Annotated in this window: 19 protein-coding genes; 6 read left to right on the forward strand and 13 right to left on the reverse strand. The window is 45.5% G+C overall.

What is annotated here, in order from left to right; genetic code table 11:
- Positions 1-25: 25 nt before the first annotated feature.
- On the reverse strand, positions 26-688 hold the full coding sequence (gene queC, locus H3U73_RS07210; protein WP_198190271.1) for a 7-cyano-7-deazaguanine synthase QueC: 663 nt from the start codon (positions 686-688) through the stop codon (positions 26-28).
- A 201-nt stretch (positions 689-889) separates the two neighbouring features.
- On the opposite strand from queC, the gene tsaD reads away from it, so the two are divergent.
- Genes tsaD through H3U73_RS07230 form a run of 4 tightly spaced genes read left to right on the forward strand, consistent with a single transcriptional unit; the run spans position 890 to position 4,808 of the window.
- Positions 890-1,912, forward strand: a complete 1,023-nt coding sequence (gene tsaD, locus H3U73_RS07215) for a tRNA (adenosine(37)-N6)-threonylcarbamoyltransferase complex transferase subunit TsaD (protein ID WP_100125109.1) — start codon at positions 890-892, stop codon at positions 1,910-1,912.
- A 38-nt stretch (positions 1,913-1,950) separates the two neighbouring features.
- Entirely contained in the window at positions 1,951-3,855 is a 1,905-nt protein-coding gene (locus H3U73_RS07220) for an ATP-binding cassette domain-containing protein (RefSeq protein WP_198190272.1), read from the forward strand.
- A 24-nt stretch (positions 3,856-3,879) separates the two neighbouring features.
- A complete protein-coding gene (locus H3U73_RS07225) occupies positions 3,880-4,365 on the forward strand; it encodes a hypothetical protein (protein WP_025330034.1) in 486 nt (161 codons plus the stop codon).
- Between the two features lie 20 nt (positions 4,366-4,385).
- A complete protein-coding gene (locus tag H3U73_RS07230) occupies positions 4,386-4,808 on the forward strand; it encodes a DUF4124 domain-containing protein (RefSeq protein WP_198190273.1) in 423 nt (140 codons plus the stop codon).
- Positions 4,809-5,127: 319 nt separating this feature from the next.
- Here H3U73_RS07230 and H3U73_RS07235 read toward each other — a convergent pair whose 3' ends face one another.
- The 4 genes from H3U73_RS07235 to H3U73_RS07250 form a co-directional block, all read right to left on the reverse strand.
- Positions 5,128-6,075: a hypothetical protein gene (locus H3U73_RS07235; RefSeq protein WP_144235516.1), complete on the reverse strand. Its 948-nt coding sequence runs from the start codon at positions 6,073-6,075 to the stop codon at positions 5,128-5,130.
- A gap of 110 nt (positions 6,076-6,185) precedes the next feature.
- Positions 6,186-7,751 carry a glycine betaine/L-proline transporter ProP gene (proP, locus tag H3U73_RS07240; protein WP_084585094.1) on the reverse strand — a complete coding sequence of 522 codons (1,566 nt, stop codon included), beginning with the start codon at positions 7,749-7,751 and terminating at the stop codon, positions 6,186-6,188.
- A gap of 190 nt (positions 7,752-7,941) precedes the next feature.
- Positions 7,942-10,098: a YccS family putative transporter gene (gene yccS, locus H3U73_RS07245; protein WP_198190274.1), complete on the reverse strand. Its 2,157-nt coding sequence runs from the start codon at positions 10,096-10,098 to the stop codon at positions 7,942-7,944.
- 128 nt (positions 10,099-10,226) lie between these two features.
- Positions 10,227-11,918 carry a glutamine--tRNA ligase/YqeY domain fusion protein gene (locus H3U73_RS07250; RefSeq protein WP_198185610.1) on the reverse strand — a complete coding sequence of 564 codons (1,692 nt, stop codon included), beginning with the start codon at positions 11,916-11,918 and terminating at the stop codon, positions 10,227-10,229.
- A gap of 840 nt (positions 11,919-12,758) precedes the next feature.
- Between H3U73_RS07250 and H3U73_RS07255 the strand changes: the two genes are divergently transcribed.
- Positions 12,759-13,187, forward strand: a complete 429-nt coding sequence (locus tag H3U73_RS07255; RefSeq protein ID WP_025330028.1) for a hypothetical protein — start codon at positions 12,759-12,761, stop codon at positions 13,185-13,187.
- A 494-nt stretch (positions 13,188-13,681) separates the two neighbouring features.
- Here the strand turns inward: H3U73_RS07255 and H3U73_RS07260 are convergent, their stop codons facing one another.
- The 6 genes from H3U73_RS07260 to H3U73_RS07285 all read right to left on the reverse strand — a co-directional run bounded on the left by H3U73_RS07260 (position 13,682) and on the right by H3U73_RS07285 (position 19,030).
- Positions 13,682-14,464 (reverse strand): DUF3304 domain-containing protein, encoded by a 783-nt coding sequence (locus H3U73_RS07260; RefSeq protein ID WP_198190275.1) that lies wholly within the window; start codon positions 14,462-14,464, stop codon positions 13,682-13,684.
- Positions 14,465-14,531: 67 nt separating this feature from the next.
- Complete coding sequence (locus H3U73_RS07265; protein ID WP_198190276.1) at positions 14,532-15,314, reverse strand: DUF3304 domain-containing protein; 783 nt, start codon at positions 15,312-15,314, stop codon at positions 14,532-14,534.
- A 70-nt stretch (positions 15,315-15,384) separates the two neighbouring features.
- On the reverse strand, positions 15,385-16,161 hold the full coding sequence (locus tag H3U73_RS07270) for a DUF3304 domain-containing protein (protein ID WP_198190277.1): 777 nt from the start codon (positions 16,159-16,161) through the stop codon (positions 15,385-15,387).
- 389 nt (positions 16,162-16,550) lie between these two features.
- Positions 16,551-17,333 carry a DUF3304 domain-containing protein gene (locus tag H3U73_RS07275; RefSeq protein ID WP_198190278.1) on the reverse strand — a complete coding sequence of 261 codons (783 nt, stop codon included), beginning with the start codon at positions 17,331-17,333 and terminating at the stop codon, positions 16,551-16,553.
- Between the two features lie 70 nt (positions 17,334-17,403).
- A complete protein-coding gene (locus tag H3U73_RS07280; RefSeq protein ID WP_198190279.1) occupies positions 17,404-18,186 on the reverse strand; it encodes a DUF3304 domain-containing protein in 783 nt (260 codons plus the stop codon).
- A gap of 67 nt (positions 18,187-18,253) precedes the next feature.
- A complete protein-coding gene (locus H3U73_RS07285) occupies positions 18,254-19,030 on the reverse strand; it encodes a DUF3304 domain-containing protein (protein ID WP_198190280.1) in 777 nt (258 codons plus the stop codon).
- 44 nt (positions 19,031-19,074) lie between these two features.
- Here H3U73_RS07285 and H3U73_RS07290 point away from each other — a divergent pair, with 44 nt between their 5' ends.
- A complete protein-coding gene (locus H3U73_RS07290) occupies positions 19,075-19,317 on the forward strand; it encodes a hypothetical protein (RefSeq protein WP_198190281.1) in 243 nt (80 codons plus the stop codon).
- Between the two features lie 101 nt (positions 19,318-19,418).
- On the opposite strand, the gene H3U73_RS07295 is transcribed toward H3U73_RS07290, so the two are convergent.
- Both H3U73_RS07295 and H3U73_RS07300 read right to left on the reverse strand, forming a co-directional pair.
- Positions 19,419-20,195, reverse strand: a complete 777-nt coding sequence (locus H3U73_RS07295) for a DUF3304 domain-containing protein (RefSeq protein WP_198190282.1) — start codon at positions 20,193-20,195, stop codon at positions 19,419-19,421.
- A gap of 338 nt (positions 20,196-20,533) precedes the next feature.
- Positions 20,534-24,940, reverse strand: a complete 4,407-nt coding sequence (locus H3U73_RS07300; protein WP_198190283.1) for a phospholipase effector Tle1 domain-containing protein — start codon at positions 24,938-24,940, stop codon at positions 20,534-20,536.
- Positions 24,941-24,958 lie beyond the last annotated feature (18 nt).

The raw sequence follows: 24,958 nt of genomic DNA on the forward strand, positions 1-24,958 counted from the left end.
AGCTAAGAACAGCTGCACAGCCAGACTAAACACCTGTTTTTTGTGCCAGATAGGCCTGTAATCCCCGTTCGCGCAATACACAGCTCGGGCATTTACCACAACCGCCCTCTATACCATCATAACAGGTATGTGTGTGTTTCCGTACATAGTCCAGATAGCCCAGCTCATCCGCCAATGCCCAGGTTTGCGCCTTATCCAGATACATCAGCGGCGTTATCAGCCTGAATTCATAATCCATAGCCAGATTCAGCGTTACATTCATAGACTGGACAAACACATTACGGCAATCAGGATAGCCGGAAAAATCCGTTTCACAAACACCGGCAATAACATCATGAATACCCTGACCCTTAGCGAAAATAGCCGCATAAAGTAAAAACAGCGCATTCCGTCCGTCAACAAAAGTATTGGGCAATCCTTCAGCCGGTGCCTCAATCGTCTGCTGTTTATCCATCAGCGCATTATGGGTAATACTTTGCAACAGCGACAAATCCATTACTGTCTGTGTCACGCCCAGATCCTGTGCAATCCAGCGTGCTTTTTCCAGCTCAATCGCATGACGCTGACCATACTGAAACGTAATCGTCTGCACATTCTCACGCCCGTAAGCAGCAATAGCCTGCAACAGGCAGGTAGTTGAATCCTGACCGCCGGAAAAAATTACCAGAGCCTTAGAATATTGTTTCATTATCCAGATTCCTTAGTTTTGATTTCAGAACCAGCCGGAAAGCCCTCTTTCCGGCCGCCTGACGTGGGAGGTTTGCGAACCACGCAGTCATTTATTACAAATTATAAAACATTTGCCCTCTTATACTGACAGTTTGGTCACGAAAGCGTGTAAAACAGGTAAAATAACCGGCTTTATTGCTGATATTTCAAATACACAAACATGTTGGTACTGGGAATAGAATCTTCTTGTGATGAAACCGGCGTCGCCCTGTACGACAGCACGCGCGGTCTGCTGGCTCATCAACTGCATACACAAATTGCCATGCATGCAGAATATGGCGGTGTCGTGCCTGAACTGGCCAGCCGCGATCACATCCGCCGGCTGACACCGCTTACTCAGGCCTGTCTGCAAGAGGCAGATAAAACATACAGTGATATCGACGCTATTGCCTACACACAGGGACCGGGTCTGGGCGGTGCACTTTTGGCCGGTGCCAGCTTTGCCAATGCACTGGCATTCGCCCTGAATAAACCGGTTATTCCGGTACATCACCTTGAAGGACACATGCTCTCGCCATTACTGAGCGAAGACAAACCTGCCTTTCCCTTCGTCGCCTTACTGGTTTCCGGCGGCCATACCCAGTTTATGGCCGTAAAAGGGATTGGCGACTATACCCTTCTGGGGGAAAGCATCGATGACGCTGCCGGAGAAGCTTTCGATAAAACCGCTAAACTGCTTGGCCTGCCTTATCCCGGCGGTGCCAGACTGTCAGAACTGGCCAGACTGGGACAACCGGGCAGCCTGCATTTTCCCCGCCCCATGCTGCATTCACACGACTTAAACATGAGTTTTTCCGGTTTAAAAACCGCAGTATTGACCGCAGTAAACAAAATCCGCACAGAAACAGGCTGTAAAGAACAGCTTCCGGAGCAAATTCGCAATGATATTTGCCGCGAATTTCAGAACGCCGTAGTAGATGTACTCACCAGCAAAGCAAGACAGGCATTAAAACAAACCGGTTATCAGCAGCTGGTTGTTGCCGGCGGTGTCGGCGCAAACTGGCAGCTACGCCAGAGCCTCAGCAATTTGCCCGGAATACAAACATTCTTTCCACCAATGGCCTACTGCACAGATAATGGCGCCATGATTGCTTTTGCCGGTGCCATGCACCTGAGCAACGCACAGCCTGCTGCCGGTTTTAATGTAAAGCCGCGCTGGCCGCTCAGCCAGATTGTTCAGTAATACCGTGCACCCTCGCACGGTTAACCGCACAGATTAATATGATTGAAATTAAAAACCTTAGTTTACAACGTGGTAATAAACAACTTTTGAATAATGCCAGCCTGACCATCTATCCGGGTCAGCGTATCGGCCTGATTGGTAAAAACGGCACCGGCAAATCCAGCCTGTTCGCTCTGATTGAAGGTAAAATCAGCCATGACAGCGGTGATATCCGTTTACCCAAACACTGGCAACTGGCCACTGTCAAACAGGAAACACCGGCACTGGATATACCCGCCCTGGACTATGTTTTGCAGGGCGATAGCGAATTGCAGCAACTGCAACAGCTACTGCAACAGGCCGAAGATGACGACGACGGCTTCAAACAGGCAGAATATCATGCAAGGCTGGATGAAATCGGCGCATACAGTGCACCGGCACGTGCAGCCAAACTGCTCAACGGTCTTGGTTTCTCACAGCAGGAACAGCAGCAACCGGTAAAATCATTCAGCGGTGGCTGGCGTATGCGCCTGAATCTGGCTCAGGCACTGATGTGCCGTACGGATTTACTTCTGCTGGATGAACCTACCAACCATCTGGATCTGGAAACAGTATTGTGGCTGGAACAGCATCTGGCTGGTCTGGATACCACCCAGATAATCATTTCGCATGACCGTGATTTCCTGAATGCCACCACCACTCAGACAGTTGAACTGACACAACAGCAGCTTATCCTCTACGGCGGCAACTATGATTTTTATCAGCAGGAACGTGCACAGCGGCTGACTCAGCAGCAGGCTGCCTATCTTAAACAGCAGGCACATATTCAGCACCTGCAATCCTTTATCGACCGCTTTAAAGCCAAAGCCACCAAAGCAGTACAGGCACAAAGCCGAATCAAAGCACTGGCACGGCTTGAACGCATTGCCCCGGCTCATCTGGACAGTGAGTTTTCGTTTCAGTTTGCGCAGCCTGACCATCTGCCCAATCCGTTGCTGAAACTGGAACACATTAACCTCGGCTATGGTGACAAAACCGTTCTGCACGATATCGACCTCTCAGTTGAATCCGGAGCACGTTATGGCCTGCTCGGGGTAAACGGCAGCGGTAAATCCACTCTTATCAAAGCCATTTCCGGCAGTCTGAAACCACTAAATGGTCAGATTATCCGCGCGGAAAAACTCAAAATCGGTTATTTCGCCCAGCATCAGCTCGAAACACTGCGTGCAGACCAAAGTCCGGTCTGGCATATTCAGCAGCTGTCACCGGCCGTACGCGAACAGGAAATCCGCAACTTCCTCGGCAGCTTTGCCTTCATCGGAGATATGGCTTTACAACCAATCGCCCCTTTTTCCGGCGGTGAAAAAGCCCGTCTGGCACTGGCAATGATTGTCTGGCAAAAACCGAACCTGCTGCTGCTGGATGAACCCACAAACCATCTTGATCTGGACATGCGCCATGCATTAACTGTAGCATTACAGACGTTTAAAGGCGCACTGATCGTAGTCTCTCACGACCGCAGTCTGCTTGAATCCACTACTGATGCCTTAATTTATCTCAGTGATGGCGAACTGAAACACTTTGATGGTGACCTCAGCAATTACCGCCAGTGGCGTTTAACTCAGGATCAGCATAACGGTGAACAGCCGCAGGATTCGCGTGATAACCACAATCGCAAAGAGCAGAAACGCATTGAAGCACAACAACGTCAGCAGCGTGCCCGTCTGATTAAACCGTTATTGAAAAATATCGAAAAAGCCGAACGGGATATGGGAAACTGGCAGCAGCAACGCAAACAACATGAAGCATTTCTTGCCAGTGAAGAAGCATATCTTGACGAAAATCAGACAAAATTACAACAAACCCTTACCCAATTGGCTGAGCTCAAAGTAAAATTAGCTCAGACTGAAGAAAAATGGCTTGAATGGCAGCAAGAAGTAGAAAACATTAACCAGACTACTTGAATTATTGCAGTATAAGGCTCAATAATGACATACAAAAAAATCATTCCCATACTAATATTTACCAGTGGCCTGTTTATAGGACAGAGTGCCGTTGCAAAAGTGTATACCTGTCTTGAAAACGGCGAAGTTGTCTATACCTCAAAACTAAAGGGAAATTGTGCCGTAGCCAACTTACCGGCTATCGGTAGCTATAGCGACAGCCGTCCCAGCTACCGCAACAGTAGTGCTTCGGCCACAATACGCAGCCGCCCGCGGCCTGCAACCAAGGTAGCAACAGCCTATAGCGGCCTGCAACCCACAGTTAATATCGTTCCTAAAGGCAGCGACAATACCCGTCGTGCCATTTTGCAGCAGGAGCTGACCAATGAACGTAATGCTCTTGCTCAGGCACAGCAGGCACTGAACCGCAGCCGTACCGGTAAAGGCGGTAATATTACCGAACTGCAAAGTGCGGTACTTGACCGGCAGCAGAACATTCAGGCCATACAGCGGGAACTTGGTCGTATGTAAACCCAGATAAAGGATAAATCATGAGAAAATCCCTGATACTTGCCACATTGTGTACACTGATAAGCACTTCTGCACTGGCACAGATATATGAATGCACCGACAGCAGGGGGAATCACAGTTACAGCGAAGTTCCGAAAGGTAAAAACTGCCATTCTGTCAGCAATCTGGGCGGGAATTTCTCAACCACTTCTGCCTACAAACCTGCGGTAGCTACTCCTGATACCAAAGATGCAGATTCAGCCGCCCGCAACCAGCCTGATCAGGCCGCGATTTCTGCTGCCCGTAAAAACCTTGCAGATGCCAAAAAAGCACTGGAAGACGGTAAAAAAATTCGTATGGGAAATGAACGCAACTACGTGCGCTATCAGGAACGTATAAAAGGTCTGGAAGATGCCGTAAAATCCCGGCAGCAGGATTTGGATAAAGCTTTGAATGGCAAATAAAATTTGCTTAGAATTTACCGGCTTAAAATACTTTTTAGCCGGTAAATAACTTGAATGATTCATTAAAAGTATATATCTGAGAATTAACTCTATTATTCAGGCAGTATTATCAAATATAAATCGTAGATAAACCATATAAAAACACTCCTGATATAAAGTAATAACATCATTCTCAGCCTCAACGCATCGATCAAATATCTGTTAAAACTACTATCAATATTGATTAAATAATAGATAATCATCACTATCAGTACAAAAAGATTTTTCTTTTTCTGATTAATCAATCTACATCTGATGATTCTTTTCTCAAATTTTTAACTTAATTACTTTGCGAATAATCCTTTAGATTTAATTTTATCGCACTGTTTGGTAACTCCACACGTAAACCTTTTGTCTTATTCTCTATTGACGGAATAAAAATTAAAGTTTTAGAACCAACATTAGTAAATAGAATATCTATATGTTCTAATTCGCACATGTTATCATCACATGGATTTTTTAAATCGGATTCAGACTTTTGGGAATTTAATTTATTTATTTTTTTTTGCAGTACTAAGTTGAAATAATTTTTATCTACATATAACGAAACATCAATTTGCCTTATACCATAAAAAGCAAGAGAATATTTAATTAAATTATTTGAAAACTGACCTACTACTAATGGAGTGAAAAATAAAAGCAATATAAACATTAAATTAAATTTAACTTTTTCGTTTTTTTCTGGTTTCTTTTTCTCAATATTTTGATTTACTGTTCTTTTTGTTTTTATAATAATATGATTATTATAAAAAAATTTTCCAGCATATATTAGCAACATCAAAAATTGTACAAGAATTATTTTTGGAAAATAAAAAACTCCTGAGTACATACTTAAAAGTAAAATTATTTCTGCTATTACTCCAAAAATATATATTATTCTCCTATCACTCAATGACGGAATTCCTTTTAATTTATAATTTTTAAATTTATAAGATTTTATTTCATTATAATAAATATTAGGCCGTGATTTTACTCTTGATACATAAAGAAAAAAGAAAATTGCTAAATTTGCCCAATATAGCACCCCAACAAATGATGCATATAACATACCAAAACTTATAGTTATTAATATAAATACTAACGTATCACTAATTTGTACATCTGGAGGAATAAAATGTACCTCCATGCAGTAAAAAGTAAAAATAATAATCCCAATAGTTGGACATGTAATACTTATAATCTTGAATATATTTAGTATCAATTGGGTAATTTCTTTAATTTTTTCCATAAATAAAATTTGACATATCATCATGTTATATCAACAAAAAATCCACCAATATTAACATACACAAGTTAACATTAGTGGATTTGATTTTATTCCATCTTTTTAATTATTATTTACTCCAGCTTCGGATGTAAATCAATATATTGCTGCTTACGCTTTTCCAGCTCACCTATCTGCTCCTGTAAGCGGGCAATTTCTGCATCAATATCATCCACACTCTGCTCAATATGCTGATAAGTCTGCACCAGCAGCTCACGCGCTTCCTGCTTATTCGAAGCTGAAGGAGACACACCGCGCAGCGGGCGGTTGGCCGTTTCTTTCAGGCAGATACCGGTAACAATACCGATAATTCCCACCAGCATCAGATAATAAGCCGGAATAAACAGATCATTAGTAGCATCCACCAGCGCAGCGGCAATAGTCGGCGTTAAACCGGCAATAATAATCGCAATATTAAACGCACTGGCCAGAGCACTGTAACGGATACGGGTAGGAAACAGTGCCGGCAGCGTAGAAGCCATAACACCGGTAAAAGAATTCAGAATCAGCGCCAGAATAAACAGCCCGAGAAAAATCAGCCCTACTTTGCCACTGGTAATCAGCTGAAAACACGGAATAGCCAGAATCAGCAATGCAATTGAGCCGCCAATCACAAATGGCTTACGTCCGATTTTATCGCTGACAAAACCAATAATCGGCTGCATAAACATCATACCAATCATAATCGCAATAATAATCAGCACACCGCGATCTTCACCATAATGCAGATTATGCGACAAATAGCTAGGCATATAAGTCAGCAGCATGTAGTAAGTGATATTTGTGGTTAACACCAGCCCGACACTCACCAGCAATGTAGGCCAGAAACGCTGCATAATTTTCTTAAACGAAACCTGAGGCCGGTTACCAACGTCTTCCTGCTCAGCCTTTTCCATCATATCCAGATGTTGCTGAAAAGCCGGAGTTTCCTCCGCAGCATGGCGCAAATACAAGCCCAGCAGACCTAAAGGAGCAGCCAGAAAAAACGGAATGCGCCAGCCCCACGAGAGAAAATGTGCCGAACCCATAATATTTTCCAGCAATACCACCAGCCCTGCACCAAGCACAAACCCGCAGATTGAACCAAAATCCAGAAAACTGCCCAGAAAACCGCGCTGCCTGTCGGGTGAATATTCCGCGACAAAAATAGCCGCTCCCGTATATTCACCGCCCACAGAAAACCCTTGAGCCAGCTTACACAACAGCAACAGCACAGGTGCCCACATACCAATACTGTTATACGATGGAATCAGACCAATACAAAAAGTACTGAGTGCCATAATAATAATGGTAGTCGACAATACTTTCTGCCGGCCGAAGCGATCGCCAAGTATCCCGAAAAATACACCACCAAGCGGGCGCACCAGAAATGGTACGGAGAAGGTACCCAGTGCGGCGATTATCTGCACACTGGGCGAAGCAGACGGAAAAAATACCTGTCCCAGCGCATAAGCCACAAAACCATATACCCCAAAATCAAACCACTCCATGGCATTACCCAGTGCAGCGGCAGAAATGGCCTTTTTAAGCTTATTCTGGTCAACAATAGTGATATCGTGTAATTCCAGCGTTCCGTTCTGAGTAGGAATCAGTGGTGGAACATGAGAAGAAGCCTCATTTTGTTTATTAACAGCTGTCATGATAATCCTCTCATTATTAATATTTAAATGATATTTCAATTATAACATGCGTCTGAAAACGCTTTGTAATTGAATTTTAAAGAAAACTATCTACAGCATAATCGATAAAAGAGCGCTTGTGCTACAATTATTTTATTCCACCCCGATTTTTCATAGTTTATTAATTCACTTTCACAGCCTGTTTGCCGCATTACTGTGCCGCTATCCTGCCTGCTCCGGCATCAGCCCGCAAAGCCTGCCTGTACAGTGGCAGCTGTACATGAATCTGATGCAATTGCCGCCATAATACCTTTTCAACCACATCATCATCCGGCAGCGGCCTGCTCACTTTTAACAGCTCTGCCAATGCCTCCCACTTAGTTTGAAAAAGTGCAGAATCGGGTTTCTGCTCCATCAATTCTGCCAGACTGCCGGCAATCGTCATCCAGTATTGCACCTGTTCCGGCGTCAGCTGTGGACGCAGGCGATCCACCTGAGCACGAATCGCACCCAGTGCAGAAATACAGCTTAACAATACATAATTCAGTTGCAGCAAGGTTTTACCCTCAGCCAGATGTTGCCCGTAACGTTTTGGCTCCATCGACATATCAGCTACAGTATTACTCAGCGTAACCGCCAGCTCGTGTGCATTGCGTCGCGCCGCGCGATAAACAACATCGTCGCTCAGCCCGTTCTGCAACTGCTGCGCTACCTGTCGCAGATAGACACCGTCACTACTTAAGGCGCGTCCGGCAATCCGCCCCAGCGTCAGATAACGCCAGTCTGGCCACAAATACGATACCGCACACCATGCCAGCACAGAGCCAAGAATCGTATCCGTAAAGCGTGACAGCATGGCTGACTGCGTATCCATACCGATAATCGCAAAGCCCACCAGCACCTGAACCGTAATAAAAAACGTGGAGAAACTGTAGCGACGAACCCTGAATGCAAAAAACAGCACCGTACTAACCACCACAATTATCAGCCTGCCAGACAGCGCAGGCACAAAATAGGGCAATGCCGAACCGACTACTACCCCCAGCAGCGTACCCACAATTCTTTGTTTCAGCCTGGCTGTTGTTGCCGAATAATTCGGCTGACAAACAATAACCCCGGTCAGCAAAATCCAGTAACCCATTTTCAGATGGAAACTTTCAACCACCACACAGGTAACAGCAGTCAGAATGGCCAGACGCACAGCATGGCGCAACACATTCGACTGAAAAGTAAAATGTGCTTTTAACGCCGGCAGAATATCGCGTATCCGGTCAACATCCAGCCCGGCAATCTGCAAATCACCGATGTTTTGTTCTTTACTGTTATTCTTTACCTGTTCCAGCCACAACAGCTGCTCATTAATCGCCAGAATATTAGCCGTTAGCTGCTGTAAACCCGGTAAATCCTCATCACTGCCATGTTCTGCACAATAACGTGCCACAGCCTGCTGCACACCTTCACCGGCACGCTGAAGCATCAGATTAAATGCATACGGTTTATCTTCCTGCAGGCATTCACTCATCTGCCGGCAAGCCTGAGCCTGCAACACAATCAAGCGCTGAATACGGTAAATTAAATCAGAGTGTGCCAGCTTGTGCGCCAGTGCCGCATAATCAACATGACGCGAACTGATACGTTCATGGATATTCTGTGCAGTCAGATAATATTGCAGCAGCATACCAATACTACGCTGCCGGTGCTGCCGGCGCAGACGATAAAACAAAGCAGTACGGCACTGATTAAAACCATTAATCACCGCCGTATTTTTCATTGCCAGCTCAAGTTCCCTTTCTGCAAGCAAATCCACCTCATCCGGGTCAAAAAACTGAGCTTTTACCAGCATATAATCGGCTAGTCTGGCAAAAGAGCCGGCCAGATTGTCCTGCACCGGCCGGTTGGGAAACAGCAGATGCAGCACCAGCGTACACAGACTAAACAAACTGGTACCGCAAACCAGCATAATCGGATTGGTATACCAGGGTAAAAGCGGCGAATAAGTCAGCACCGTATACAGCATCACCAGCAGCGTACCAAAAGCAATCGTGCGGTATCGCACATCAACAGCACCCATCATCGTCATACTGAATGCCGCCCACACCATCAGCAGCGAAAACGCCAGCGGATGCCCGAATGTCCACTGCACCGCAGTAGCGGCCAGAGAAAAATGTATCAGCGTAAAAAACAGATTGCGTAAACGGCCGGTAAATCCATCATCCAGATCCACCAGCCCGCCGGCAATAATTCCCAGAAACAGCGCTGTACTTTCAGCCGTATTGCCCGTATACCATACCCACAGTGCCGCCAGCATCATACTGAGCAGCATCGGTAAATTGGCCAGATAACCTGCACGTACCGGAATTGTTCGCATCAAACCGCCTCTAATGACCAGAAAACACAACCTGCCCCATTTTAGCAAGCTGCCGGATAAACCGGACAGATTATTTACAGCATAAAAAAACCGGCTTCAAAAAGCCGGTTTTCCATATACAGACACAATTATTTCTTCTCAGCCTGTGCCTGCCAGGTATCACGCAAAGTTACAGTACGGTTAAATACCGGATTTTCCGCAGTATGGTCATAGCGGTCAGTCACAAAGTAGCCCAGACGCTCAAACTGATAGCGCGTTTCCGGTGCCAGCGTATTTGCTACAGGCTCCACCAGTGCATCAATTTCTGTTACCGAGGCCGGATTCAGAAACTCAGTAAAATCACGATACTGACCATCATCACCGCGTACCGCATCCGGACGTTCCACAGTAAACAGCCGGTCATACAACCGCACCTTAGCCGGCACAGCATATTCAGTAGACAGCCAGTGAATAACACCTTTCACCTTACGTCCCTGCGGCTTAGAAGCCAGCGTGTCATGGTCTATCGAGCATTTCAGCGACACCACCCGTCCGGACGCATCCTGCACCACTTCCTCACACTTAATCACATAGCTGTAACGCAGGCGCACTTCACCGCCCAGCGTTAAACGCTGCCAGCCTTTAGGCGGCTCCAGCGCAAAATCGTCTGCTTCAATATAAATCGTTTTCGTTAGCGGTATCAGACGCTCGCCCATTTCCGGATGATGCGGATGAAACGGTGCTTCACGGCTTTGCGTTATCGCCTCATCAAAATTAATCAGCTCAACTTTAATCGGATTGAGCACCGCAATCATCCGAGGTGCCACACTTTCCAGATCTTCACGAATAGCACCTTCCAGAACACTCATATCCACCACATTTTCGCTCTTGGAAATACCTACCCGTTTGGCAAACAGACGCAGCCCTTCCGGCGTATAACCGCGGCGGCGCATACCGGAAATAGTTGGCATACGCGGGTCGTCCCAGCCGGACACATGGTCTTGCACTACCAGCTGATTCAGCTTGCGTTTGGAAGTAATCGAATACAGCAGTTCCAGCCGTGAAAACTCATACTGATGCGGCTGATGCGCAATCGTAATATTCTCCACCACCCAGTCATACAGCGGCCGGTGTGATTCAAATTCCAGCGTACACAGCGAATGGGTAATATTTTCAATCGCATCCGAAATCGCATGCGTATAATCATACATCGGATAAATAACCCATTTATCACCAGTGCGATGATGATGCACGCGGCGGATACGGTAGATTACCGGATCACGCAGATTAATATTGCCCGCAGCCATATCAATTTTCAGCCGCAGCGTTTTACTGCCATCCGGAAACTCCCCATTGCGCATACGGGCAAACAAATCCAGATTTTCTTCTATCGTACGCTCACGATACGGGCTGTTTTTACCCGGCTCCGTTAACGTACCGCGATACTGACGCATTTCCTCAGCATCCAGATCATCCACATACGCCTTACCTGCTTTAATCAGCTCCAGCGCATACTCATACAAACGTTCAAAATAATCTGAAGCAAAACGTTCCTCATGCCACTGGAAACCCAGCCACTGCACATCTTCCTTAATCGAGCGCACATACTCATCCGATTCTTTCTCAGGATTCGTATCATCAAAGCGCAGATTACACAAACCATCATAAATATAAGCCAGACCAAAATTCAGGCAAATCGATTTAGCATGGCCGATATGCAGATAACCATTAGGTTCGGGAGGGAAACGCGTAATTACCTGCCGGCATTTCCCGCTTTGCAGGTCTTCCTCAATAATAGAGCGTATAAAATGATTATCGGCAAACTGATCTTTATTAAGCATAGTTCTTCTGAATATGTGCAAATGTGTTTTGCAGAATAAAAACGCCTGAAAACACCAACTAAAAGGTAATAATTATATACCCAATTTATATAAGCAATATACAATTATACTAACCAAAAACGTATCAATTAAACAGTTTAGTAATAATTAAGCAAATACTAAACCAAATCAGATGAAATACAAACAATAATTTACCGATTAATTAAATTCAGCATCCATCACCGGAAAAACCCAAATTGCCTTTGTCTGCCATCGGGCAGACTCAACAGCGACAATACCTACCTGTCAGACGCACACTGCCCGTACCAAATAAAATATACTTAATATTCAAAGCATAAAAATCCAGCCAGCCGTAAAGCACAGAATACAACACACAAGCTGTCATACCACATCCGTTAAAATGGCATTGCGCCTTCAACACAATTCATTCCGTAAACATATTTTCAGCAAAACATCTTCCGGAAACGAACCGCATCACATCAGCCAGTTACAAAAAGCCATAATAAATCACTGAGCCGCCATAAACCCATGCATACATTAATATCTGCATTAATTTATTTCATATAATAATCAGACTACAAAACAAAGTTTTTATGTACAATTATCAGAATTAAATTTGAAAATTCATTCAAATAAAAATACACACATCTTTACCCGCACAATCAACAACCCGAAATTTTTATCAACACATGCTTTCTTCCGGTTTAGTGCCAGACACAATCCGGCATACAGCCTGCATAGTTACCAGCCTTAGTGCAGGTCTTAATACCGGTAAATAGATATTCAGGCATTAAGAGCACGAATATCCGGCAGGAAGCAACTGATATCAAAGGATTAATCATGGTACGAGTAAACAAATTCAACCGGCAGAATAAATTTAAAAAAATAAACCGGCAACAAACAGGCAGTGATAAACAGCCCCAAAGCAAAGGGAAAATCAGCCCGGAAACACAGACATCTGCACGCACCGCAACCCCTTCCCTGCTTTTGCGCCTGTATCATTACTATTTCAACCCTGATAAAACCGTAAGAAGAAAAAACCGCATAAGCTCACTGCAAACAAGCGCCAGATTCTCCGTATTAATATGTATTGCTTTAATTATCTTTGCATCGGTCAGAAATATTATCAGATTAAAACATGCCAGCATCACCAACACACACACTTTACAGAATTCCGGTATCAAAAATACACCTGCTCCCATCAAAATCCGCAATAGCAGTACACAATCCCGAAACAAAGAGCACAAAATCCGGCAAGAACATCATTAACCAAATAAATTTTTAATAGTCACATACCGTATTATTAGCGAGAGAATAATAACAGAGAAAATAATTTATAATATCAAATAAAACCATCGGCATATCTAACCAATCCGGCAAAATTAACAGCTGAACGTTTTATCTTTATATTCAGGATTTAGCTGTTAATTTATTTTTCCACTGGTCTGTATTCCTATTTATATTTATTGCTTTATTAAAAATAATTAAATACATCCATCAGCATTTTATGCAAATATATTATCAATAACCAGCACGGAACTGGAGATTTGTTATTATTCAAACGATATTTGCCATATTCACTGCGGATAATAAAACGCCACTGCCCCAATAGAGGAACAATGGCGTTATTTTAATAAAATTCCAGATTCCGGCTATGGCTGAATCAGCCAGCTTTTTTGCAAAGACAACAGTTCAGGCTTGCCGGCGCAAGCTTACTTGCACCGGTAAGTTGTCAGCCGGCGACCATAGCTAGCCTGCAAAACTTATTTACTGCTAACCGGCAACTTGCCCTGCTGCTCCAATTCCTTTATATATTCGGGCAGAATCACCTGCTTAATATTTGCCCGCTCCTGCTTGATTGCATCCATCTTGGCTTTATTACGCCGGTAATCTGCCATGGATTTGATTGACGGGCGCGGTGTACATAGTTTCTGGCTTTTCGCGAATAGTTCAAACTGTTTTTTTACTACTTCCGGTGCATTTTCCTGTCGGGTACCGTAATCAATAAAAATCTGATTACAGGCCAGAAAATGCACTGTGATATTTCTTACCTTGCCAAAATCATCACCAGCAAATGCTGGCGGTGGTGGTAATGGGATTACTGCTGAATAGTTTTCATAATATTGCCTCATTATACTTTTTTGACTTTCATCAAAATTAACTCCCGGCATATCTAACATACGTGCTTTCCAGCCTGGGTAAGGTAAAACCTCCCAGTTGATACGTGCTGTCATGCCCGGTTTCCATTTCGCCGGCAGATAGGCAGCTCCACAAGTAGATCCTCCACCAAAGCGTTTTTTACCAACTTCATAATCGTCGACACCATTAGTATTCGGAATGCAGCCACCATTGATTGAGCCACCGGAAATATTTTCATAGACGTATACAAGTGCCTCTACCGGCGCGGCATAGGATTTGTTTTTGCCGGAAGTAACGCCAACAAACGGTTCAAAACCGCCGCCGCAGGAGGTGATGGCGGTAGCCGACAGCAGCAATAAACTTAGCCGGATAAAGCGGCTAGCGGTGAATATTTTTTTACCAGACATTTAATGCTCACTCTTCTATTCTTGTTTTAAAAAGCACTACAGATAAAATTTAAAGCCTGTTATGTATCTATTTACTAGTAACCGGCAGCTTGCCCTGCTGCTCCAATTCTTTAATGTACTCCGGCAGGATTACCTGCTTAATATTTGCCCGTTCCTGTTTGATTGCATCCAGTTTGGCTTTATTACGCCGGTAATCTGCCATGGATTTAATTGATGGGCGCGGTGTGCATAGTTTCTGGCTTTTCGCAAACAGCGCGAACTGTTTCTTTACTGCCTCACGGGTATCATCATCTGTAGTACCGTAATCAATATATAACTGATTACAAGCCAGAAAATGAACAGTAATATTACTTACTTTACCAAAATCATCACCGGCAGATGGTGGAGGTGGTGGTAATGGTATGACAGCAGAATGATCTTCATGATATTGTGCTATTGCATTTTTTTCATTTTGGTCAAATTCTAATCCAGGCACATTAAGAACTTTTGCATGCCAACCCGGATAAGGTAATACATTCCAATAAATTTTTGCTGTCATACCCGGTTTCCATTTCGCCGGCAAATAGGCGGCTCCACAAGTAGATCCTCCACCAAAGCGTTTTTTACCAACTTCATAATCATCGACACCATTGGTATTGGGAATACAACCACCATTAATTGAACCACCGTGCACATTTTCATAGTTGTATTCCAGTGCTTCAACCGGCGCCGCATAGGATTTGTTTTTACCGGATGTAACACCGACAAATGGTTCAAAACCGCCACCGCAGGAGGTGATGGCGGTAGCCGACAGCAGCAATAAACTTAGCCGGATAAGGCGGTTTACGGTGAATATTTTTTTACCAGACATTTAATGCTCACTCTTCTATTCTTGTTTTAAAAAGCACTACAGATAAAATTCAAAGCCTGTTATGTGTCGTCTATTTACCTGTAACCGGCAGCTTGCCCTGTTGCTCCAGTTCCTTTATATATTCCGGCAGGATTACCTGCTTAATATTTGCCCGTTCCTGCTTAATTGCATCCATTTTTGCTTTGTTACGCCGGTAATCTGCCATGGTTTTTACTATAGGGCGCGGCGTACATAATTTTTCGCTTTTAGCAAAAAGTTTATAATGCATGGGCGTATTTCTGCCTTCTTCTACTGTACCGTAAGTAATATACAATTGATTACAGGCCAGAAAATGCACTGTGATATTTGCTACTTTGCCAAAATCATCACCGGCAGATGGTGGTGGAGGGGGTAATGGTATTACTGCTGAATAGTTCTCAGCATATTGTTCCATAATAGCTGATTCTTCACGATCTATAACTAAGCCCGGTTTATTCAATATTTTTGGTCGCCAATCTGGATAAGGCAAAACCCGCCAGTTAATACGAGCTGTCATACCTAGCTTCCATTTCGCCGACAAATAGGCTGCGCCACACGTAGCACCACCGCCGTAGCGTTTTTTACCAACTTCATAATCATCTACGCCCGGTGTTTTGGGAATACAACCACCATTAATTGAACCACCAGACATATCTTCATAATTGTATTCCAATGCCTCTACCGGCGCGGCATAGGATTTGTTTTTACCGGATGTAACACCGACAAACGGTTCAAAACCGCCGCCGCAGGAGGTAATGGCGGTAGCCGACAGCAGTAATAAACATAGCCGGATAAAGCGGCTAGCGGTGAATATTTTTTTAGCAGACATTTGATTCTCACTCTTCTTGGGTTAAACACTGTGATTACTGCATTGTGTATTTAATAATTGATTTGGTAGCTGCATCTCTGATTTCCGCTTTATTCCGGTTTTTGTTATCACCCTGTTGCCGGTACTGCTTACATCTGTCAGTTTTTATGCAATGATATTACCAATATCTGGCGCAGAAACGGAAATTTTTTATTAGTCGAACCGGTATTTGTACTGCGGATAATAAAACGCCACTGTACCCGTATGGGAACAATGGCGTTATTTTCAGGAGATTCCGGCTAAGGCTGAATCAGCCGGCTTTTTTGCAAAGACAACAGTTCAGAATTGCCGGCGCAAGCTTACTTGCACCGGTAAATTGTCAGCCGGCGACCACAGCAAGCCTGCAAAACTTACTTACTGCTAACCGGCAGCTTGCCCTGCTGTTCCAGTTCCTTTATATATTCCGGCAGGATTACCTGCTGGATATTGTCACGTTCTTTTTTGATTGCATCCAGCTTAGCTTTATTGCGCCGGTAATCTGCCATAGATTTGATAGTCGGGCGCGGCGTACATAATTTTTCGCTTTTAGCATACAATGCAAACTGTTTCTTTACTGCTTCACGGGTATCATCGTCTGTAGTACCGTAATCAATATACAACTGATTACAGGCCAGAAAATGGACAGTAATATTACTTACCTTACCAAAATCATCACCTGCAGATGCTGGCGGTGGTGGCAAAGGTATTACTGCTGAATGGTTTTCATCATACTGAGCTATAATAGCTGCTTCATTTTTATCAACATTTACACCGGGTAAATTTAGAGCTCTGGGATTCCACCTAGGATAAGGTAAAACTCGCCAATATATACGTGCAGTCATACCCGGTTTCCATTTTGCCGGCAGATAAGCTGCTCCACAGGTAGCACCACCTCCGTAACGTTTTTTACCAACTTCATAATCATCTATGCCTGGTGTTTTGGGAATACAACCACCATTAATCGAACCACCGGACATATTTTCATAGTTATACTCCAGTGCCTCTACCGGCGCGGCATAGGATTTGTTTTTGCCGGAAGTAACGCCGACAAAAGGTTCAAACCTTCCGCCACAGGAGGTAATGGCGCTAGCCGACAGCAGCAATAAACTTAGCCGGATAAGGCGGCTAGCGGTGAATATTTTTTTACCAGACATTTAATGCTCACTCTTCTATTCTTGTTTTAAAAAGCACTACAGATAAAATTCAAAGCCCGTTATGTGTCGTCTATTTACCAGTAACCGGCAGCTTGCCCTGTTGCTCTAATTCTTTAATGTATTCCGGCAGAATCACCTGCTTAATATTTGCCCGCTCCTGCTTGATTGCATCCATCTTGGCTTTATTACGCCGGTAATCTGCCATGGTTTTTACTAAAGGGCGCGGCGTGCATAGCTTCTCACTTTTCGCAAACAGCGCGAACTGTTTCTTGACTGCTTCGCGTGTATCATCATCTGTGGTGCCATAATCAATATATAACTGATTACAAGCTAGAAAATGAACAGTAATATTACTTACTTTACCAAAATCATCTCCGGCAGTTGGTGGCGGGGGTGGTAATGGTATTACTGCTGAATAATTTTCAGCATACTGATCCATAATAGCTGATTCTTGACTATCAAAAACCAATCCGGGTTTATTTAATACTTTTGGCTGCCAAGTTGGGTAAGGTAAAACCCGCCAGTTAATACGTGCAGTCATACCCGGTTTCCATTTCGCCGGCAGATAGGCGGCACCGCAAGTTGAACCACCACCAAAGCGTTTTTTACCAACCTCATACTCATTTACTCCTGATGTATTCGGTATACAACCACCATTGATTGAACCTCTTGACAAATCTTCATAATTGTATTCAAGAGCCTCAACTGGCGCGGCATAGGATTTATTTTTACCTGAAGTAACACCGACAAAGGGCTCAAAACCTCGACCGTAAGAGGTGATGGCAGTTGCCGACAGCAGCAATAAACTTAGCCGGATAAGGCGGCTTGCCGTAAATATTTTTTTATCAGACATTTAATGCTCACTCTTCTATTCTTGTTTTAAAAAACACTACAGATAATATTCACAGCCCGTTATATGTCTATTTACTAGTAACCGGCAGCTTGCCCTGCTGCTCCAGTTCCTTTATATATTCCGGCAGGATTACCTGCTGGATATTGTCACGTTCTTTTTTAATTGCATCCATCTTAGCTTTATTACGCCGGTAATCTGCCATGGATTTGATTGATGGGCGTGGCGTACACAGTTTCTGGCTTTTCGCAAAAAGCTGGTAATGCATCGGGGTATTTCTGCCTTCTTCTACTGTACCGTAAGTAATATACAATTGATTACAGGCCAGAAAATGCACTGTGATATTTGCTACCTTGCCAAAATCATCACCGGCAGATGGTGGAGGCGGGGGTAATGGTATTACTGCGGAATGATTTTCATCATACTGAGCTATAATAGCTGCTTCATTTTTATCAAAATTAACACCGGGTAAATCTAAACCTCTAGGATTCCACCTAGGATAAGGTAAAACGCGCCAATATATACGTGCAGTCATACCCGGTTTCCATTTCGCCGGCAAATAGGCAGCTCCGCAAGTAGCACCACCGCCGTAGCGTTTTTTACCAACTTCATAATCATCAACACCGTTGGTTCCCGGAATACAGCCACCATTAATCGAACCTCCGGACATATTTTCATAGTTATATTCCAGTGCCTCTACCGGCGCGGCATAGGATTTATTTTTACCTGAAGTAACGCCGACAAAGGGTTCGAAGCCTCCGCCACAGGAGGTAACAACGGTTACCGACAATAACAATAAACTTAGCCGGATAAGGCGGCTTACAGTAAATATTTTTTTACCAGACATTTGATTCTCACTCTTCTTGGGTTAAACACTGTGATTACTGCATTGTGTATTTAATAATTGATTTCATCGCTGCATCTCTGATTTCCGCTTTATTCCGGTTTTGTTATCGTCCTGTTGCCGGTACTGCTTACATCTGTCAGTTTTTATGCAATGATATTACCAACATCTGGCGCAGAAACGAAAGTTTTTTATTAGTCGAACCGATATTTACACTGCGGATAATAAAACGCCACTGTACCCGTATGGGAACAATGGCGTTATTTTCAGAAGATTCCGGCTATGGCTAAATCAGCCGGCTTTTTTGCAAAGAGAACAGTTCAGGCTTGCCGGCGCAAGCTTACTTGCACCGGTAAGTTGTCAGCCGGCGACCATAGCTAGCCTGCAAAACTTATTTACTGCTAACCGGCAGCTTGCCCTGCTGCTCCAGCTCCTTAATATATTCCGGCAGGATTACCTGCTGGATATTGTCACGTTCTTTTTTAATTGCATCCATCTTGGCTTTATTACGCCGGTAATCTGCCATGGATTTGATTGACGGGAGCGGGGTACATAGTTTCTGGCTTTTCGCAAACAATTTGTAATGCATTGGCGTATTTCTGCCTTCTTCTACTGTACCGTAAGTAATATACAATTGATTACAGGCCAGAAAATGCACTGTGATATTCCTTACCTTGCCAAAATCATCACCGGCAGATGGCGGTGGAGGCGGTAAAGGAATTACTGCTGAATGACTTTCATGATATTGCGCTATTGCTTTTTTTTCATTTTCATCAAAATTGACCCCTGGTAAATTTAATCCTCTTGCATGCCAACCCGGATAAGGTAACACTGTCCAGTTAATACGCGCAGTCATACCCGGTTTCCATTTCGCCGGCAGATAGGCGGCACCGCAAGTTGAACCACCACCAAAGCGTTTTTTGCCAACCTCATAATCATCTACGCCCGGTGTATTCGGAATACAACCACCATTGATTGAACCACCATGTACATTTTCATAGTTGTATTCCAATGCCTCAACCGGCGCCGCATAAGCTTTATTTTTACCGGAAGTAACGCCGACAAACGGTTCAAAACCGCCGCCACAGGAGGTAATGGCGGTAGCCGACAGCAGCAATAAACTTAGCCGGATAAAGCGGCTAGCGGTGAATATTTTTTTACCAGACATTTGATTCTCACTCTTCTTGGGTTAAACGCTGTGATTACTGCATTGTGTATTTAATAATTGATTTCATCGCTGCATCTGCACCTTCCCCTTTATTCAATTGTTAGCTATCGTATTACTTCCGGTATTTATTCCATATATCAATATATTACACAATCATACACAATAGCGCAGTATATTTGTTAACAGCTTAAGCAATTAAGCGGCGATGATAAAAATTCTGGCTATGCGCTTTACTCACATACAGGCAGAGCAGCAGAATAAAACGCCATTGCCCCGGTACGGCGGCAATGGCGTTGCAACAAAGGCAGCGTGAATACAACGCTGCGTGCCGCTTACGGCTACAGCAGCCAGCTTTGCAGTACTTTTTTAATCAATTCGATTTTTTGCGGCGAAATCGCCTGCATCTGCGGCGGAATATTACCGCTTTGCAGCTGCTGCAACAGGCTGGCGATTTCCGGCTGGCTGCGGCTGGCAATGTTTTCCGGCAGATACTGGTTGATTTCCAGGTCGCCGAGACCAAGCCGGCTGAGCGCAGATTTACCCATCTGCTCTACTGCCTGATCGTAAATATCGCCGCCGCTGTTGTTGTAAAAAGCCTGCGCAAGGGTTTGCGGATCCTGTGCACCGCTCTCCAGCAAGGCAGTACTGTTTTGCGCGCTGATGCGGCTGTTTTGCTGGTACTGGCTGATTTGCTGGCGTAAATGCTCGGCCAGACTGTCTTTGCTGATGTCTTCCAGACCGGGCGGCTGCATCAGGCTCGCCTGCGGCAGCGCCGCTACCGGATCGGAATAAACGGTCATCCCCTGTTTAAGGGCTTCCTGCAGCTGCTGCTTATCCAGTGTGCCGGCTTTAGCCTGCTGCACCGCATTTTCCAGTTGTTTCTGATTCTCGGTAACCTTATCCAGCATTTGTTTCACCTGCTCAGCCTGCTGCTTCAGCTGGGCATTGGACTCTTTCATCTTATCCAGCGCCTTTTGCTGCTCGGTAAGCAGCTCGCGGATTTCATTCAGATTCTTGATGGTTTCATCACTGTTCTGAATAACCTGACCGAGGGTTTTATCGAGAAATTCCTTATCGGTCCACGGCTTCTGCTTGTCATATTCGGCTTTAATCTGCTGGGTGGCGGTTTGCAAATCCTTGGTGAACTGACGCAGCTTTTTCAGATTGTCGGCAGTCGGCAGAATTTTACCGGTATCCGGATCGATAGCCAGTGCCTGATAGTCCTGAGTAAGCAGGTTCCATGCGGCTCTGTCTGCATCGGTAACAAACAGCTCGGGATTATTCAGACCAATCAGAATATAGGCCGGATTGCCGTATTTCACGCTCATATAGGCGCTGCGGGCAATCCCGGCTATCCCGACCACGCGATTCGCCAGCAGCACCGGCGACAGCGGTTTATTCGAAAAGCCGCCGCTGAACACCAGACGGTGGGCAAAATAGCTGGTAAACGGTTCACGGCTTTGCAGCAGCGAATCATGCATAAACCAGGCGCGTGAATCATGAATCTGGTCGTCGAAAATCTGCACCATCTGCGGATAATTGGCGGAATATTTTTCTGCATGGTTTTTCAGCCGGTTGATAATCGCCGTTTTCTCACTCAAATCTGCCTTCTGCAGCCGCTGCCAGATATCCATCACCGAACTTGTAGCCAGTTCGAGGCCGTGGAGATTCTTCTGATAGCGCTGGCGCAGGACATCGAGCAGAGTACCGGTAACCAGTGCGCCTTTATCGGCATTCTTGAACATCTCGCTGATTTCCTGCGTTGAATAATCCCATGGCATTTTGGTTTTATTCTCGCCTTTCTGCCCTTTACCGTCTGCCGGTGCACTACCGCCTGCCGGCGGACCTGAGGCAACAATATTTTTCGCCAGTGGCGGCAGCGGAAGGGTATTGGTATTACCTGATGCAGGCGTTTTAAGATCAGCAACTTTTGCGCCGAAATACAGCTCATCGCCATTATCATGAATGTCTTTGTATTCGGCAGCTTCGTCGTCGTTATTCAGCATATACATGCTGCCGGCAAACAGGGTATCAAGCAGGAAACCGGCGGAAAGCATATTCTCCAGATGAAATTCATGCAGATAATCGGCTTTGAAATCCTTGGCGCCTTCAATCAAGTCCCAGCCGTCGTTGCCGGGTACGTAATTTTTATTGATAATGCCATCGAGAAACTCCTGCCGTTTTTCTTTTGGAATATCTTCCAGACCGGCCTGCTTCCACATTTCATCATTATCGGCAACCGGCTTATCGGGGAAATTGCCTTTACCGGCTTCGTTGGCCTCTTTACGCCCTTTATTGATAATATCCGTACGGCCGTTTTTAGTTTCTTTGTCTTCCTTTTCTCCGACGCTGCCATCCTTCGAAAGCTGTAAACCAAGGAAACGCGCATAGCCGGCAATACCGGAGCGTACCCAGCGCAGAATCCGATAGGCAGTAAAATGATGGACTTGCTTTTGCAGTGCGGTGCTGATATTCGAGGTTTCCAGTGTTTTTAGCCAGGCATTAAAGCGCTCAACCATCTCTGGCTGAGTATCAAACTCCTTGACAGTCATTACATCCATAAATTCATAGTTTTTCAGCTTGAAGCGTGGATGCTTTTGTATATCTTTAGCCAAAACTGGATGCTCTCCCCATATCTGTAAAGGCATACCATGCTGCCAGCAGCGCGCATACATATCATGCAGAGCAATCTGCGAGAGCACATGCCCGATGCCATAATTGCTTTTAAACTGCTCACCGGGCGGATAGCCACCGCCGATATCGGAGTGCACACCGGGATAGATATATTCCTTGAAATTGCCTTTCGGATAGCCGCCGTCAACACAGATACTGTCGACCGAGAAGCTTTTGCGCTGCTCATGCGCGGAAACAAAGTGGTAGCAGTTTTTAATAAAACCGGCGCTGCCAGCGCGCTGCAGCGACATGGTGCGATGCGCCCATGAGCAGTGACCGGTAACCATAGCCACCAGCGGCGACATACCAACTGTGGCAACGGTATCAAACAAGCCGCACATCTCCACATAAATCGGGATACCGAGCAGTTTCAGCTCTATGCCTTCATAGGGTTTTTCTGCTTTCTTATTATCGGCCTTAGCCGGTTTGTTGCCTTTGGGAGCACTGGCGCTCATGGTAGCAGCCTGCGCCTGCACCCGCTGCATGGCGGCTTTGGTAGCGCTGCTGTTTACCGGCGCGGCGGCGGCAGGAGCCGGCTGCTTGGCTTTATCCTTGTCCTGCTCGTCTGATTTGTCTTTGTTTTTCGCCTCGGCTTCCTCTTTGGCTTTAGCGCGGTCGTCTTTACGCTGTTTGATGCGCTCTTTCTCCTGCTCCGCCATCAGCTTTTCCAGCTGCTCGCGTGCGTCAGCATTTTCATCACGGTCGAGCAGATAGTCGAGCAGCCAGTTCATAAAGGTGCGCGCCTCGGCGGCACCGCGGGAAAAGCCGACCACATACAGCTTAATTGCATCGGGTAATGGTTTGGAATCCGGGCGCTGCAAGGTATCCAGAAAGCTGTCGAGCTGGCTTTTGCGCCCGGCACGCGAATCCATGCCTTTTACCATTTTCTGCGCCGTTTCCTGCGGCAGTTTCTGCTCATTAAATATTTTACTGATACCTAAGCTGGCACATAAACGGGTTAAACCCCAGTTTATCCGCGCCTGGCCGAACTTCGCCAGTGCCTCGCCAAGCATGCCCGGATCATCATCGCCGATTTCCTCAAAGCGGGTGCCGACGCCCTGAATATAATGCCGGAACCAGCCGTATTTAATCATTTCCTCATTACTATCATTATCGCCGGGGCGACCACCTGCACCCATACAGGCATGAAACAGACGTGCGGCATTGGAAGTACGCGGATAAGTATACGGCTTAATCAGCTTTGCCTGCTGAGCTGCGGCTTCTTTAAGCGGATCAAGCTGCTCTGCGGTCGGTGGTGTAGCACCCGATACCACGCTGTCAGCTTTTTCATGATTATTGGTGCCATCAAAAAAGAAGCTGATTTTAAGCACTTTCTGGCACGGCTTGGCTTTAGTGCGGTCGACAAAATTATTGTCTTTGCGGTTTTCCTGAATGCTGCTGATGGAAGCCGGCAGGCGGCCACCGGCGGCAGTGGGAAATTCATCCGGCTTCAGCACGCCCGGCCACTGAAATTCAATCGGCTTAATCGTCGGCAAATACGGCTTAAGCTTATCGCCGATCTTTTTTCCGATACTCGGCGGTTTGTCCAGAGCGGGGACTCCCGGCCCGGTTTGCGGCAGAAATTTGTCGTCGGGCTTGTTACCATTCGCTGTTGTATTCGCCGGTGTTTTAGCGCCCGGTTTTTGACCTTGCTGCGAAGCTGCCGGCTTATTCGGCTGGTTTTGCCCGGACTGGGGCTTGTTCGGCTGGTTTTGCCCGGACTGCGGTTTTTTCGGGTTGGCTGGAGACGGATGATTGGCAGCATCGGCAGCGTCACCATCCTTATAAATTCCGAAATCATTCTGCTCTGGCGAGTGGCCGGCAGTGATGCTATTTATACTGATTACTTTATTGGTCGGATTGTTCGACCCAGGCAGCGGCGCTTTGCCGCCACCCGGCTTGCCCGCTCCTGCGGCACCAGCAGGTTTATCGCCTGCGCCCGGCTTACCGCCTGCGGCACCGCCACCGGCAGGCTTTCCGCCTGCACCCGGTTTACCGCCGCCGGCACCTCCCGGCTGCGGAGCACCGGCAGGTGCATTCGGCTGTTTTTTATTATCGTCGTTACTCGCCATAACTGGTTTCCCTCTTTA

This window comes from Snodgrassella sp. W8124, from assembly GCF_016100875.1.
Lineage (GTDB): Bacteria > Pseudomonadota > Gammaproteobacteria > Burkholderiales > Neisseriaceae > Snodgrassella > Snodgrassella alvi.

What these genes read in the sequence shown, in the direction of transcription:
- H3U73_RS07220 (WP_198190272.1), top strand. Translation starts at nt 1,951, where the DNA reads ATGATTGAAATTAAAAACCTTAGTTTACAACGTGGTAATAAACAACTT.
- H3U73_RS07260 (WP_198190275.1), bottom strand. Translation starts at nt 14,464, where the DNA reads ATGTCTGGTAAAAAAATATTCACCGCTAGCCGCTTTATCCGGCTAAGT.
- H3U73_RS07265 (WP_198190276.1), bottom strand. Translation starts at nt 15,314, where the DNA reads ATGTCTGGTAAAAAAATATTCACCGTAAACCGCCTTATCCGGCTAAGT.
- H3U73_RS07280 (WP_198190279.1), bottom strand. Translation starts at nt 18,186, where the DNA reads ATGTCTGATAAAAAAATATTTACGGCAAGCCGCCTTATCCGGCTAAGT.
- tsaD (WP_100125109.1), top strand. Translation starts at nt 890, where the DNA reads ATGTTGGTACTGGGAATAGAATCTTCTTGTGATGAAACCGGCGTCGCC.
- H3U73_RS07275 (WP_198190278.1), bottom strand. Translation starts at nt 17,333, where the DNA reads ATGTCTGGTAAAAAAATATTCACCGCTAGCCGCCTTATCCGGCTAAGT.
- H3U73_RS07250 (WP_198185610.1), bottom strand. Translation starts at nt 11,918, where the DNA reads ATGCTTAATAAAGATCAGTTTGCCGATAATCATTTTATACGCTCTATT.
- H3U73_RS07295 (WP_198190282.1), bottom strand. Translation starts at nt 20,195, where the DNA reads ATGTCTGGTAAAAAAATATTCACCGCTAGCCGCTTTATCCGGCTAAGT.
- H3U73_RS07270 (WP_198190277.1), bottom strand. Translation starts at nt 16,161, where the DNA reads ATGTCTGCTAAAAAAATATTCACCGCTAGCCGCTTTATCCGGCTATGT.
- H3U73_RS07225 (WP_025330034.1), top strand. Translation starts at nt 3,880, where the DNA reads ATGACATACAAAAAAATCATTCCCATACTAATATTTACCAGTGGCCTG.
- H3U73_RS07235 (WP_144235516.1), bottom strand. Translation starts at nt 6,075, where the DNA reads ATGGAAAAAATTAAAGAAATTACCCAATTGATACTAAATATATTCAAG.
- H3U73_RS07255 (WP_025330028.1), top strand. Translation starts at nt 12,759, where the DNA reads ATGGTACGAGTAAACAAATTCAACCGGCAGAATAAATTTAAAAAAATA.
- H3U73_RS07230 (WP_198190273.1), top strand. Translation starts at nt 4,386, where the DNA reads ATGAGAAAATCCCTGATACTTGCCACATTGTGTACACTGATAAGCACT.
- yccS (WP_198190274.1), bottom strand. Translation starts at nt 10,098, where the DNA reads ATGCGAACAATTCCGGTACGTGCAGGTTATCTGGCCAATTTACCGATG.
- queC (WP_198190271.1), bottom strand. Translation starts at nt 688, where the DNA reads ATGAAACAATATTCTAAGGCTCTGGTAATTTTTTCCGGCGGTCAGGAT.
- proP (WP_084585094.1), bottom strand. Translation starts at nt 7,751, where the DNA reads ATGACAGCTGTTAATAAACAAAATGAGGCTTCTTCTCATGTTCCACCA.
- H3U73_RS07285 (WP_198190280.1), bottom strand. Translation starts at nt 19,030, where the DNA reads ATGTCTGGTAAAAAAATATTTACTGTAAGCCGCCTTATCCGGCTAAGT.
- H3U73_RS07300 (WP_198190283.1), bottom strand. Translation starts at nt 24,940, where the DNA reads ATGGCGAGTAACGACGATAATAAAAAACAGCCGAATGCACCTGCCGGT.